The 13,274-nt window shown below is 57.5% G+C and carries 15 protein-coding genes; 1 reads left to right on the top strand and 14 read right to left on the bottom strand.

The features are described from left to right. Nucleotides 1-39 precede the first annotated feature (39 nt). The 13 genes from rpoS to cysG form a co-directional block, all read right to left on the bottom strand. Nucleotides 40-1,032 (bottom strand): RNA polymerase sigma factor RpoS, encoded by a 993-nt coding sequence (gene rpoS / locus USF70_RS15580; RefSeq protein ID WP_008499600.1) that lies wholly within the window; start codon nt 1,030-1,032, stop codon nt 40-42. A gap of 59 nt (nt 1,033-1,091) precedes the next feature. Continuing rightward, nucleotides 1,092-2,216: a murein hydrolase activator NlpD gene (nlpD, locus tag USF70_RS15575; protein ID WP_033146405.1), complete on the bottom strand. Its 1,125-nt coding sequence runs from the start codon at nt 2,214-2,216 to the stop codon at nt 1,092-1,094. Nucleotides 2,217-2,332: 116 nt separating this feature from the next. Beyond that, entirely contained in the window at nt 2,333-2,959 is a 627-nt protein-coding gene (locus USF70_RS15570) for a protein-L-isoaspartate(D-aspartate) O-methyltransferase (RefSeq protein WP_023333224.1), read from the bottom strand. After that, nucleotides 2,953-3,714, bottom strand: a complete 762-nt coding sequence (surE, locus tag USF70_RS15565) for a 5'/3'-nucleotidase SurE (RefSeq protein ID WP_223561400.1) — start codon at nt 3,712-3,714, stop codon at nt 2,953-2,955. The genes USF70_RS15570 and surE overlap by 7 nt, the downstream gene beginning before the upstream one ends. Continuing rightward, entirely contained in the window at nt 3,695-4,744 is a 1,050-nt protein-coding gene (truD, locus tag USF70_RS15560) for a tRNA pseudouridine(13) synthase TruD (protein WP_033146407.1), read from the bottom strand. The genes surE and truD overlap by 20 nt, the downstream gene beginning before the upstream one ends. Beyond that, a complete protein-coding gene (ispF, locus tag USF70_RS15555) occupies nt 4,741-5,220 on the bottom strand; it encodes a 2-C-methyl-D-erythritol 2,4-cyclodiphosphate synthase (RefSeq protein ID WP_029741541.1) in 480 nt (159 codons plus the stop codon). Before ispF ends, truD begins: the two co-directional genes overlap by 4 nt. Beyond that, on the bottom strand, nt 5,220-5,930 hold the full coding sequence (gene ispD, locus USF70_RS15550) for a 2-C-methyl-D-erythritol 4-phosphate cytidylyltransferase (protein ID WP_058841070.1): 711 nt from the start codon (nt 5,928-5,930) through the stop codon (nt 5,220-5,222). Before ispD ends, ispF begins: the two co-directional genes overlap by 1 nt. A gap of 19 nt (nt 5,931-5,949) precedes the next feature. Then, the gene (gene ftsB, locus USF70_RS15545) at nt 5,950-6,261 is read right to left on the bottom strand and encodes a cell division protein FtsB (protein ID WP_008499609.1); all 312 of its coding nucleotides are present in this window, start codon (nt 6,259-6,261) and stop codon (nt 5,950-5,952) included. Nucleotides 6,262-6,427: 166 nt separating this feature from the next. Next, nucleotides 6,428-6,754 (bottom strand): DUF3561 family protein, encoded by a 327-nt coding sequence (locus USF70_RS15540; RefSeq protein WP_008499610.1) that lies wholly within the window; start codon nt 6,752-6,754, stop codon nt 6,428-6,430. Between the two features lie 58 nt (nt 6,755-6,812). Further along, nucleotides 6,813-7,418: an adenylyl-sulfate kinase gene (gene cysC, locus USF70_RS15535; protein ID WP_010434543.1), complete on the bottom strand. Its 606-nt coding sequence runs from the start codon at nt 7,416-7,418 to the stop codon at nt 6,813-6,815. Further along, nucleotides 7,418-8,842 (bottom strand): sulfate adenylyltransferase subunit CysN, encoded by a 1,425-nt coding sequence (gene cysN / locus USF70_RS15530; protein WP_240608873.1) that lies wholly within the window; start codon nt 8,840-8,842, stop codon nt 7,418-7,420. The genes cysC and cysN overlap by 1 nt, the downstream gene beginning before the upstream one ends. Before the next feature lie 9 nt (nt 8,843-8,851). Next, a complete protein-coding gene (gene cysD / locus USF70_RS15525; RefSeq protein ID WP_010434549.1) occupies nt 8,852-9,760 on the bottom strand; it encodes a sulfate adenylyltransferase subunit CysD in 909 nt (302 codons plus the stop codon). Nucleotides 9,761-9,769: 9 nt separating this feature from the next. After that, on the bottom strand, nt 9,770-11,128 hold the full coding sequence (gene cysG, locus USF70_RS15520; RefSeq protein ID WP_414464679.1) for a siroheme synthase CysG: 1,359 nt from the start codon (nt 11,126-11,128) through the stop codon (nt 9,770-9,772). 237 nt (nt 11,129-11,365) lie between these two features. On the opposite strand from cysG, the gene USF70_RS15515 reads away from it, so the two are divergent. Continuing rightward, entirely contained in the window at nt 11,366-12,409 is a 1,044-nt protein-coding gene (locus USF70_RS15515; protein ID WP_221703023.1) for an aminopeptidase, read from the top strand. A 116-nt stretch (nt 12,410-12,525) separates the two neighbouring features. On the opposite strand, the gene cysH is transcribed toward USF70_RS15515, so the two are convergent. Then, nucleotides 12,526-13,260 (bottom strand): phosphoadenosine phosphosulfate reductase, encoded by a 735-nt coding sequence (cysH, locus tag USF70_RS15510; protein WP_320710970.1) that lies wholly within the window; start codon nt 13,258-13,260, stop codon nt 12,526-12,528. Nucleotides 13,261-13,274: the final 14 nt, after the last annotated feature.

Below are 13,274 nucleotides of genomic sequence, written 5' to 3'. Positions count from 1 at the left end.
GGCCCGTCTCACGACGGGCCTTTTTTGACGAAAGGTTGCTTATTCGCGGAACAGCGCTTCGATGTTCAGACCTTGCCCCTGCAGGATTTCACGCAGGCGGCGCAGACCTTCAACCTGAATCTGACGAACACGTTCACGGGTCAGGCCAATTTCGCGGCCGACGTCTTCCAGTGTCGCAGCTTCATACCCCAGTAAACCGAAACGACGTGCCAGCACTTCACGCTGTTTGGCGTTCAGTTCGAACAGCCATTTGACGATGCTCTGCTTCATGTCATCGTCCTGCGTGGTGTCTTCCGGACCGTTGTCTTTTTCATCGGCCAGGATGTCCAGCAGCGCTTTTTCGGAGTCGCCACCCAGCGGGGTGTCCACGGAGGTAATGCGCTCGTTGAGACGCAGCATACGGCTTACGTCATCAACCGGTTTATCGAGTTGTTCGGCAATTTCTTCTGCGCTTGGCTCGTGGTCCAGTTTATGGGACAACTCGCGCGCGGTGCGCAGATAAACGTTCAACTCTTTGACGATGTGAATCGGCAGGCGGATCGTACGGGTCTGGTTCATAATAGCCCGTTCGATGGTCTGACGAATCCACCAGGTCGCGTAGGTTGAGAAACGGAACCCGCGTTCCGGGTCAAACTTCTCAACTGCGCGGATGAGACCTAAGTTGCCCTCTTCAATCAGATCCAGCAGAGCCAGACCACGATTGCCGTAACGGCGGGCAATTTTCACGACCAGTCGCAGGTTACTTTCAATCATGCGACGACGCGAGGCGACATCACCACGCAAAGCACGACGTGCGAAATAGACTTCTTCTTCGGCCGTTAGCAGTGGGGAGTAACCAATCTCCCCAAGGTAAAGCTGAGTCGCGTCCAGTACACGCTGTGTGGCACCCTGCGATAACAGCTCTTCTTCAGCCAAATCGTTATCACTGGGTTCCTCTTCTACTAAGGCTTTTTCGTCAAAAGCCTCTACTCCGTTCTCATCAAATTCCGCGTCTTCATTTAAATCATGAACTTTCAGCGTATTCTGACTCATAAGGTGGCTCCTACCCGTGATCCCTGAACGAGACACCCTGGCTGGCATGCCCCGTCAAATTATCGCTGCGGCAAATACTGCAGCGGGTTTACGGATTTCCCCTTGTAACGAATTTCAAAATGCAAGCGTGTAGAACTGGTTCCGGTGCTACCCATGGTAGCGATTTTTTGCCCCGCCTTAACTTCTTGTTGTTCCCGGACCAGCATTGTGTCGTTATGGGCGTAGGCACTCAGGTAATCATCGTTATGTTTGATGATAATAAGATTACCGTAACCGCGCAGAGCGTTACCGGCATACACAACGCGCCCGTCTGCGGTCGCGATGATAGCCTGTCCTTTACTCCCTGCGATATCGATCCCTTTATTTCCCCCCTCGGAGGAAGAGAAGTTCTCGATAACCTTGCCGTCAGTTGGCCAGCGCCATGCAGAGATTGGCGAACTGGAGGTCATACTGCTGGCAGTCGGTTCAGTAGAGCTAACCACAGGTGCCGTCACCGGTGCTGTGACAACAGTCGCAGTACCTTTATTATTCGGCAACATTTTGTTAGCAGTCTGATCACCTGAATCCTCAGAATACGTAATTACAGGTTGTGAAGCAACCACCGTGGTGGATTTTTGTGCAGGCTTAACGCTGTTATTTTGAGCCGTCACATCGGCCGCTGAAACGGTGTTGCCAGGCGTAAGCGGCGTGCCCGTCGCGTTGCCAACCTGGAGCGTTTGCCCGACTTCCAGACCGTATGGGGCCTGGACGTTATTGCGCTGCGCGAGGTCACGGAAATCGTTCCCGGTAATCCACGCAATGTAGAACAGCGTATCCCCGCGTTTCACGGTATAGGTGCTGCCACCGGTATAGCTGCCTTTCGGAATGTTCCCATACTGACGGTTATAGACTATGCGGCCATTCTGGGTCTGAACAGGCTGTTCCACTGGCTGAATCTGCGTCGGCTGCGTCATTGGACGCTGAACCGGCTGGATTGGCGGATTTTGTTGCGCCGTAGAGGTACCCATTTTAGGCGGAGGAGTGATCAACATTCCGCCGGACGTGTTACCCGAGCCGCTGTTTCCGCCGACAGAACTGACGGGCGCAGGCGCGTTATTAGAACTTGTACAGCCTGCCAGCCAGAGCGAAACCAGTGATAATGCCGCAACACGGCTGATGGTGAATTTAGGGCTTCCCGCGCTCATTTATCCCCCAGGAATGTGTTAACTACCAGTGACTTAAAATTTACCGTGATGGCACGAATCTTTCGCGCCACACCATACGCTGAATTTGCCTTAATAACCCTGGATAATTCCGAGTCTCAGGCCAACTCCCCCTTTACCAGAGGCACAAAGCGCACGGCTTCCACGGTGTCGATAATAAACTCGCCGCCGCGCCGACGAACGCGCTTCAAAAGCTGCTGCTCGTCCCCGACGGGCAGAACAAGAATGCCCCCCTCATCCAGCTGCGACAACAGGGCCGCAGGAATTTCAGGCGGGGCCGCCGTCACGATGATCGCGTCAAACGGCGCGCGCGCCTTCCAACCCTGCCATCCATCACCGTGTCGTGTCGAAACATTATGTAAATCAAGTTGTTTCAGGCGACGACGCGCCTGCCACTGTAAACCTTTAATCCGTTCAACGGAGCATACATGATGAACCAGATGCGCCAGGATCGCGGTTTGATACCCCGACCCGGTGCCAATCTCCAGCACGCGGGAGTCAGGCGTCAGCTCCAGCAGCTCCGTCATGCGCGCCACCATGTAAGGCTGCGAAATCGTCTGGCCCTGTCCGATGGGCAGCGCCACGTTTTCCCACGCTTTGTGTTCAAACGCCTCGTCTACAAATTTCTCACGCGGAACCTGAGCAAGCGCTTCAAGCACGTGCTCGTCGCGGATCCCCTGCGCGCGGAGTTGTTCCAGAAGAGTTTGTACACGTTTGTTTACCATTGCGCGTTCACTCCTGCGCGATCCAGCCAGCCCGACACCACATCATGCGCGCTATACGCGGTTAAATCTACGTGCAGCGGGGTAACCGAAACATAGCCTTCATCCACGGCGGCAAAGTCGGTATCCGGACCCGCATCGCACTTATCGCCGGGAGGGCCAATCCAGTAAAGCGTGTTGCCGCGAGGATCCTGCTGCGGGATCACCTGATCGGCAGGATGTCGGCTTCCGCAACGGGTGACGCGAATGCCTTTAATTTCATCGAGAGGAAGATCCGGCACGTTGATGTTGAGGATGCGCCCGGTACGCAACGGCTCGCGGCCGAGCGCCCGCAGGATCGAACAGGTCACCGCGGCGGCGGTGTCGTAGTGCGTGTGGCCGTTTAACGAGACCGCCAGCGCCGGGAACCCCAGATGGCGCCCTTCCATTGCGGCCGCCACGGTGCCGGAGTAAATCACGTCATCGCCGAGGTTAGGACCGGCGTTAATGCCGGAAACAACGATATCCGGACGCGGCCGCATCAGCGCGTTCACGCCCAGAAAAACGCAGTCGGTTGGCGTGCCCATCTGCACGGCAATATCGCCATTTTCATAGGTAAAGGTGCGAAGCGACGACTCCAGCGTCAGAGAGTTAGACGCTCCACTGCGGTTACGATCGGGCGCCACGACCTGCACGTCCGCGAATTCGCGGAGGTGTTTCGCCAGGGTCTGAATGCCTGGCGCGTGGATCCCGTCATCGTTACTCAGCAATATTCGCATAATCACCCGAGGTGTTGATAAGTTCCCTGACAACACTGGTGGCAAAGCTACCTGCCGGTAGCCAGAAGCGTAACTCGACGGTCACGTCATCCCACCAGTTCCAGCTTAACTGCTGCGGATAGAGCAGCATCGCGCGGCGTGCCGCTTCGACTTTTTCCCGCACCAGCAAGGATTGCAATTCTGGCGCATCCGCTACGGCTAGCTGCTCGGCAGCCAGCGCGTCGCCCTGCGTTCCCCAGTCGCCCGTACCGGGCAGCGCGGCGGTAATCATCAGCGCTTTTGCGTCCACGCGCGACTGCACATCGGCCATTTCTTCGGCCGTTGCCACAAACCAGCTTCCGCGTCCCGCTAATTGTAGCGCATCGCCAACAACAACTTGATTCGCGTCCGGTTTTTTCAGCCTTTCGCTCACAATCTGATTAAACAACGCGCTGCGGGCCGCCGACAACCAAAAACTGCGTTTATTCCTGTCGCGCACCGGGGCATCGCTTTGCGCCCAGCGCAGCGCACCCTGCAGGTTGCTGCCGCCAATGCCAAAGCGCTGCGCGCCAAAGTAGTTCGGTACACCGCGTTCACTGATCGCGTTCAGACGTTTTTCAACGTCTTCGCGGTGAGACACTTCACGCAGCACCAGCGTAAAGTCGTTTCCCTTCAGCGCCCCCAGACGCAGTTTGCGCTTGTGGCGGGCGAATTCCAGTACCTTACAGCCTTCAAGCTCAAATTTGCTTAAATCAGGCATCGTATTGCCGGGAACGCGCGCGCAGAGCCACTGTTCCGTGACGGCGTGTTTATCTTTCTGTCCGGCAAAGCTCACTTCGCGGGCATGAATTTTGAGGAATTTTGCCAGCGCGTCGGCCACAAAGCGGGTATTGCAGCCATTTTTCAGAATACGCACCAGGATATGTTCGCCTTCGCCATCCGGCTCAAAGCCCAGATCCTCCACCACGAGGAAATCTTCCGGGCTGGCTTTCAGCACCCCGTTCCCCTGCGGTTTACCGTGCAGGTATGTCAGGTTGTCGAAGTCTGTCATTTGCTCGCCTTCAGCAGCAGCGCCACGGCTTCACAGGCAATTCCTTCGCCACGCCCGGTAAAGCCCAGCTTCTCGGTCGTCGTCGCTTTAACGTTCACGTCGTCCATATGGCAGCCCAGATCTTCTGCAATAAACACGCGCATCTGCGGAATATGCGGCAGCATTTTCGGGGCCTGGGCAATAATCGTCACGTCGACGTTACCGAGGGTGTAGCCTTTCGCCTGGATGCGGCGCCATGCTTCGCGCAGCAGTTCGCGGCTGTCCGCGCCTTTAAATGCCGGGTCGGTGTCCGGGAACAGCTTGCCGATATCGCCCAGCGCGGCAGCGCCCAACAGCGCGTCGGTCAGCGCATGCAGTGCCACGTCGCCATCAGAATGCGCCAGCAGTCCTTTTTCATAAGGAATGCGCACGCCGCCAATGATAATTGGGCCTTCTCCGCCAAAGGCGTGTACATCAAAACCGTGTCCAATTCGCATTATGCCTTCTCCTGATGGGTCGAACGGGTAAGATAAAATTCCGCAAGCTGTAAATCTTCCGGACGCGTCACTTTAATATTATCAGCGCGTCCTTCAACAAGCTCAGGGTGGAAACCGCAATACTCCAGCGCGGAGGCTTCGTCCGTGATGGTCGCACCTTCTTTAAGCGCTCGCGTTAGGCAGTCGTGGAGTAATTCGCGGGGGAAAAATTGTGGCGTCAGCGCGTGCCATAAATCGACGCGATCGACGGTGTGGGCGATAGCCTGTTTGCCCGGCTCGGCGCGCTTCATGGTGTCGCGCACCGGTGCGGCCAGAATCCCACCGACCTTGCTTGTTTCGCTCAGCGCCAGCAGACGCGCAAGATCGTCCTGATGCAGGCACGGACGCGCTGCGTCATGTACCAGCACCCACGACGCGTTTCCGGCGGCCTGAATGCCCGCCAGCACGGAATCGGCGCGCTCGGCGCCACCGTCAACGACGGTAATGTTTGGATGATTTGCCAGCGGCAGCTGCGCGAAGCGCGCATCGCCAGGGCTGATAGCGATGATCACACGCGTCACCCGCGGGTGCGCCAGCAGCGCCGCCACGGCGTGCTCGAGGATCGTTTTATCGCCAATAGAGAGGTACTGCTTGGGACATTCTGTCTGCATGCGCCGGCCAAAACCTGCGGCCGGCACCACGGCGCATACGTCCGAAAAAGTTACTGCCATGTCGTAATCCTGGGCCTGATTATCGATTGTTTTGTGCTGAGCCCTGATTGCGTTTAGACGCATCCGGAACCAGACGATAAAAGGTTTCGCCCGGCTTAGTCATACTGAGTTCATTGCGTGCGCGTTCCTCAATCGCCTCTTGCCCGCCATTGAGGTCATCAATTTCAGCAAAGAGTTGATCGTTTCGCGCCTTAAGTTTGGCGTTTGTTGCCTGCTGAGCCGCGACGTCATCGCTCACCCGGCTATAGTCGTGCAGTCCGTTCTTACCGAACCACAGCGAATATTGCAGCCAGATTAGCAAAGCCAGCAACAGCAGCGTTAGTTTACCCATCCTGCCCCCTGAAAAACGGCATCATCATCCCAAGACTTCCCCAGAGCACTACGCCGGGGTAACAGAGATGCCGCAACATCGCGGGCAAATGTACCACATTTTTTCCGCAGAATCGTCCTGCTCAATATCGTTACACAGTTGGTTACGGTTTGAATTATGGCTGAAGTTAGCCCATGAGCCACAAAAATAACAGACCAAACATGAGAACCACCGTCACAATCGTGACCACGGTGCTGTACAGGAGCTTACCGTTGAGCAGCGAGTGCAGCGCAATGCCGACGACAACCGCCACGGGCATCAGCGCCAGAAAGAAAGGCCAGGTGTAGAGAAAGAAGAACAGCGTGTTGCCGCCGTAGATGAGAAACGGAATGCCAAGCGCCAGCAGCCATGAGACGAAGCCAATGATGGCCCCAGGAAATGACCAGGTCGTTTCGTCGTCGGTCGCTAGCGGCTCCGACCCGGTGGTGGTGATGTAATGTTCACTGTTGCGCATAGCTAATCCTGTGACCGTGACTGATCGTTCGGGAAGACAGCTCCCGAACGATACCGCCTCAGGATCTGATAATATCGTCCCGTCTGAGCAGGTCTAATAATTGGCTTACTAAATTTGTTACCAATTGTTGACCTTCCAGGTGAATTTCAGGCGATTCAGGCGCTTCGTATACCGCGTCAATTCCGGTGAAGTTGCGCAGTTCTCCGGCACGCGCTTTCTTGTAAAGCCCTTTCGGGTCGCGCGCTTCGCAAATCTCCAGCGGCGTATCGACAAACACCTCGATAAAGCGATCCTGGCCCACGCGTTCGCGCACCATCTGGCGCTCGGCGCGGTGCGGAGAGATAAACGCGGTCAGCACCACCAGCCCGGCGTCAGCCATCAGGCTGGCGACTTCGCCCACCCGGCGGATGTTCTCTTTGCGGTCATCGTCGCTAAACCCTAAATCGCTGCACAGGCCGTGACGCACGTTGTCGCCATCCAGCAGGTACGTGCTTACGCCCTGCTGATGCAACGCCTCTTCCAGCGCGCCGGCCACCGTCGATTTGCCCGAGCCGGACAGCCCGGTAAACCACAGCACAACCCCACGATGACCGTGGAGCTGTTCGCGCTGGGCGACGGTGACCGGATGAGGATGCCAGACGACGTTCTCATCATGGGCGGCCATTACTTGCCTCCCAGCAGATCGCGTGCACCCCAGTGCGGGAAGTGTTTACGCACCAGCGCGTTCAGTTCCAGCTCGAAGACGCTGAATTCAGACGTCGCGGCAGCCTGTTTAATCGGTTCGCGCACCATACCGGCTCCGACGGTAACGTTGGTCAGCCTGTCGATAAAGATAAGACCTCCCGTGACCGGATTCTGCTGATACGGATCCAGCACCAGCGGTTCGTCGAAGGTCAGATCGACCAGACCAATGCCGTTCAGCGGCAGCTCGGTGACGTCACGCTGGGTCAGGTTGTTGATATCCACCTGGAACTGAATACCGTCCACGCGGGCGCGGGTTTTCTTGCCGGCAATTTTGATGTCATAGCTCTGGCCAGCGGTCAGCGGCTGTTCGGCCATCCACACCACGTCCACGGAAGCCCCCTGCACTGCCGCCAGCGTTTCCTGCGCGTCAACCAGCAGGTCGCCCCGGCTGATATCAATTTCGTCTTTCAGCACCAGCGTTACGGCTTCACCGGCGCCCGCTTCCTGCAGGTCACCGTCGAAGGTGACGATGCGGGCGATAGTCGATTCCACGCCGGATGGCAGCACCTTGACGCGCTGACCTACCTTCACGGAGCCTGATGCGAGGGTACCTGAGAAGCCGCGGAAATCGAGGTTTGGACGGTTCACGTACTGCACCGGGAAGCGCATCGGCTGGGTATCGACCACGCGCTGAATTTCAACGGTTTCCAGCACTTCCAGCAGCGTCGGACCGCTGTACCACGGCATGTTCGCGCTCTGGGAGGCGACGTTATCCCCTTCCAGCGCCGAAAGCGGTACAAAGCGAATATCCAGGTTGCCCGGCAGCTGTTCGGCAAAGGTCAGGTAGCTCTGGCGGATCTCCTCGAACTTCTCTTCGCTGAAGTTGACCAGATCCATCTTGTTGACCGCCACCACCAGGTGTTTGATCCCCAGCAGCGTCGAAATAAAGCTGTGACGACGGGTCTGATCCAGCACGCCTTTTCGCGCGTCCATCAGCAGGATCGCCAGGTCGCAGGTAGACGCGCCGGTCGCCATGTTGCGGGTGTACTGCTCGTGCCCCGGGGTATCGGCGATAATAAATTTGCGCTTCTCGGTAGAGAAGTAGCGGTAGGCCACATCGATGGTGATGCCCTGCTCGCGCTCGGCCTGCAGGCCGTCCACCAGCAGCGCCAGGTCGAGTTTTTCACCCTGGGTGCCGTGACGCTTACTGTCGTTATGCAGGGAAGAGAGCTGATCTTCGTAAATCTGGCGCGTATCGTGCAGCAGGCGGCCAATCAGGGTACTTTTCCCGTCATCCACGCTGCCGCAGGTCAGAAAACGCAGCAGGCTTTTGTGTTGTTGCGCGTGCAGATACGCTTCCACGCCGCCTTCGTTGGCAATTTGTTGAGCAATAGTGGTGTTCATGGCGGCTCCTTAGAAATAACCCTGACGTTTCTTCAGCTCCATGGAGCCTGCCTGGTCGCGGTCAATCACGCGCCCCTGTCGCTCGCTGGTGGTGGACACCAGCATCTCTTCGATGATCTCCGGCAGCGTCTGCGCGCTGGATTCCACCGCCCCGGTCAGCGGCCAGCAGCCGAGGGTACGGAAGCGCACCATCTGTTGTTTGATCACTTCGCCCGGCTGCAGGTCGATGCGATCGTCGTCGATCATCATCAGCATGCCGTCGCGCTCCAGCACCGGGCGCTCGGCGGCCAGATACAGCGGAACGATTTCGATGTTTTCCAGATAGATGTACTGCCAGATATCCAGCTCGGTCCAGTTGGAGAGCGGGAAGACGCGAATGCTTTCGCCTTTGTTGATCTGGCCGTTGTAGTTGTGCCACAGCTCCGGACGCTGGTTTTTCGGATCCCAGCGGTGGAAGCGGTCGCGGAAGGAGTAGATACGCTCTTTGGCGCGGGATTTCTCCTCGTCACGGCGCGCGCCGCCGAAGGCCGCGTCAAAACCGTATTTGTTCAGCGCCTGCTTAAGCCCTTCGGTTTTCATGATATCGGTGTGCTTGGCGCTGCCGTGCACGAACGGGTTAATGCCCATCGCCACCCCTTCCGGGTTTTTATGCACCAGCAGCTCGCAGCCGTAGGCTTTCGCGGTACGGTCGCGGAACTCGTACATTTCGCGGAATTTCCAGCCGGTATCCACGTGCAGCAGCGGGAACGGCAGCGTGCCCGGATAAAACGCTTTACGCGCCAGATGCAGCATGACGCTGGAATCTTTACCGATGGAGTACATCATCACCGGGTTAGAAAACTCGGCGGCCACTTCGCGGATAATATGGATACTCTCCGCTTCGAGCTGCCGCAGGTGTGTAAGACGTTTTTGGTCCATAACCGTTCCTTAAGCCAAATTTACGACAGAAGAACCAAAGCCTTCTGTATCGGTTGTGTGTTGGAACCAGGCGAGCGTGCTGTGCAGCTGCACCACTTCACCCACCACGATCAGGGCGGGCATCGGGGCGTCTTTCGCCAGGGTTGCAAGATGTTCCAGCGTGCCCGTCGCCACGTGCTGATCGACGCGCGTGCCGCGAGAAATGACGGCAACGGGCGTCGTCGCCTCGCGACCGTGCTGAATAAGCTGTTCGCTGATGTCCGCGGCCTTCATCGTGCCCATGTATATCGCCAGCGTCTGGCGGCTCTGGGCGAGATGCGACCAGTCGAACGGCGTGCTGTCGGCCTTGTAGTGGCCGGTCACAAAGGTCACGCTCTGGGCGTAATCGCGGTGGGTCAACGGGATACCGGCGTAGGCCGTTACCGCAGAGGCCGCCGTGATGCCGGGCACCACCTGGAACGGTATGCCCGCTTCGGCTGCCGCCTGCAGCTCTTCGCCGCCGCGACCAAAAATGAACGGATCGCCCCCTTTCAGGCGCACCACGGTTTTACCCGCTTTGGCGGCGTCAACCAGCATCTGGTTGGTGTCGTGCTGCGGCACCGAGTGCTCGCCAGCCCGTTTGCCGACGCAGATTTGCTCCGCGTCGCGACGGATCAGCTCGCGCACGCCGTCGGTGACCAGATGGTCGTAGAACACCACGTCAGCGTCCTGCAGCACCTGCAGGCCGCGCAGCGTCAGAAGCCCGGCATCGCCCGGCCCAGCCCCCACCAGAATGATTTCCCCGCCCGTGCTGCCGGGGTTATCCAGTTCGTCCTCGAGAATTTTCTGCGCTGCCGTCTCATTACCGGCATGCATCAGGCTGGCAAAGCGGCCGCGAAACACGCGCTCCCAGAAGCGACGGCGCTCCGTTACGCTGGTCAGGCGCGTTTTCAGGTGGTTGCGCCAGTAGCTGGCTTTTTCCGCCATGCGCCCGAGGCTGGTCGGCAGCAGCGCTTCGATTTTTTCACGCAGCACGCGCGCCAGCACCGGTGCGGTACCGCCGGAGGAGATCGCCACCAGCAGCGGAGAACGGTCAACGATCGACGGGAAGATGAACGAACATAACGGCTGGTCGTCCACCACGTTCACCAGGCGGTAACGGGCCTGAGCGGCGTCGGAAATCCGCCGGTTCAGGTCGCGATCTTCGGTCGCCGCAATCACCAGCACTACGCTGTCGATTTGTGATTCGTCAAAATCCGCTTCTGACACTACCCGCACCTGCGCCCCTGCGCGTTGCAGAAACGCGATTTTGCGATCGGCAATTTCACCCGTGCCAACAACCAGCACCGGCTTCTCTTTTATCGCGGCAAATAAGGGCAGATAGTCCACAAGCAACAACTCACTAACAACGAGGAATAAAGGGACTATAGGGGGCGGCTTAGACCGAATGAAATTACGAATTGGAATGAGTAGTTACTCAATGGAATAACGCCGTGAAAAAGCTAATACCAAAAAGTGCTTAACACGCGAAATTTCGGGCATTTAAGACCAATTCAAATTGTGTATGGACGATCACAGTTTCATACTAGGCGGGTTATTATTTTGCTCAGTTTTTAAGGACTCACTATGTTTTCCGCAACGCGCCACCGTATTGCTGCCCTGGCGCTCGGCGTTTGCTTTATTCTTCCTGCCCAGGCAAAAAACCAAGCTTATGGTGAAATCGCCACTATGCAGGCGCGGCATATTGCCACCGTCTTCCCTGGCCGCATGACCGGCTCGCCTGCAGAGATGCTCTCCGCGGACTATCTTCGCCAGCAGTTTGCCGGGATGGGCTACCAGAGCGATATCCGGTCGTTTCACAGCCGCTACGTCTATACCTCACGAAATAAAACGAAAAACTGGCATAACGTGACCGGCAGTACGGTTATCGCGGCGCATGAAGGTCGCGCGGCTGAACAGATTATTATCATGGCGCACCTTGATACCTACGCCCCGATGAGCGATGCCGATACGGATAACAACCTCGGCGGGCTGACGCTGCAGGGCATGGACGACAACGCGGCGGGCCTGGGCGTGATGCTCGAACTGGCCGAGCGGATGAAAGATATTCCAACCCAGTATGGCATTCGTTTCGTGGCTACCAGCGGTGAAGAAGAGGGCAAACTCGGCGCTGAGAATCTCCTTAAACGCATGAGCGCTGAGGAGAAGAAAAATACGCTGCTGGTGATCAACCTCGATAACCTGATCGTCGGCGATAAGCTTTATTTCAACAGCGGGCAGAGTACGCCGGGACCCGTGCGGAAACTGACGCGCGACCGGGCGCTGGCGATTGCCCGCAGTCATGGCGTTTTTGCCACCAGCAACCCTGGCGGTAACCCGGATTATCCGCGAGGAACGGGCTGCTGCAACGATGGGGAAGTGTTCGATAAAGCGGGCATTCCGGTGCTGTACGTGGAAGCGACAAACTGGGCATTGGGCAAGAAAGATGGCTATCAGCAGCGGGCTAAATCGAAAGCCTTCCCGGACGGGACAAGCTGGCACAACGTGATGCTGGATAATCAGCAGCACATTGACAGCGCGCTGCCGCAGCGGATTGAGCACCGCAGTCGTGATGTGGTGAAGGTCATGCTGCCGCTGGTGAAGGAGCTGGCGAAAGCGGGGAAAGCCTAGTGCTTATTTTCCCCTCACCCCTGCCCTCTCCCCTAAGGGGCGAGGGAGAAAAGACGGCTCCGAGCAATCCCCTCTCCCCTTAGGGGAGAGGGTTAGGGTGAGGGGGGGATAAGGAATCATCCTTCGTGCAGCCCGCACTCGCGCTTCAGCCCAAAGAATCGTGTCTCTTCCTCCGCCATTCCCGGTTCCCATTTGCGCGTGGTGTGGATGTCGCCCACTGACAGATAGCCCTGGTCCCACAGCGGATGGTACTTCAGCCCGTGTTTTTGCAGATACTGATACACCGTCCTGTTATCCCAGTCGATAATCGGCAGCACTTTAAATACCCCGCGCTGGACCGCCAGCACCGGTAAGGTTGCACGGCTGCCGGACTGCTCGCGGCGTAGCCCCGCAAACCACGTCTGCGCATTGAGCTCTTTCAGCGCCCGGTTCATCGGCTCGACTTTGTTGATCTCATTGTATTTCTCAATGCCCTCAACGCCCTGCTCCCACAGCTTACCGTAGCGCGCCTCCTGCCAGGCCGCGCTTTCCGTCGCGCGGTACACTTTGAGGTTCAGCTTGAGCTTGTCCGTCAGCTCGTCAATAAACTGGTAGGTTTCAGGAAACAGGTAGCCGGTATCGGTGAGGATCACCGGAATGTCCGGACGGATCTGATTCACCAGATGCAGGCTGACCGCCGCCTGAATACCAAAGCTCGACGAGAGCACATAGTCTCCCGGCAGGTTTTCCAGCGCCCACGCCACGCGCCCTTCGGCATCCAGCTTTTCAAGGCGGGCATTGGTTTCTGCCAGCGCCAGAATGCGTTCGACTTTAGGCAGATCGTTAAGGGCGTTTAGATCGAGTACGGACATAATTACCTCTCGTG

This window comes from Enterobacter sp. 237C8 (assembly GCF_034106865.1).
In the GTDB taxonomy this organism is placed as follows: Bacteria; Pseudomonadota; Gammaproteobacteria; order Enterobacterales; family Enterobacteriaceae; genus Enterobacter; species Enterobacter asburiae_B.
This window is presented reverse-complemented; position numbering and strand designations above follow the sequence as displayed.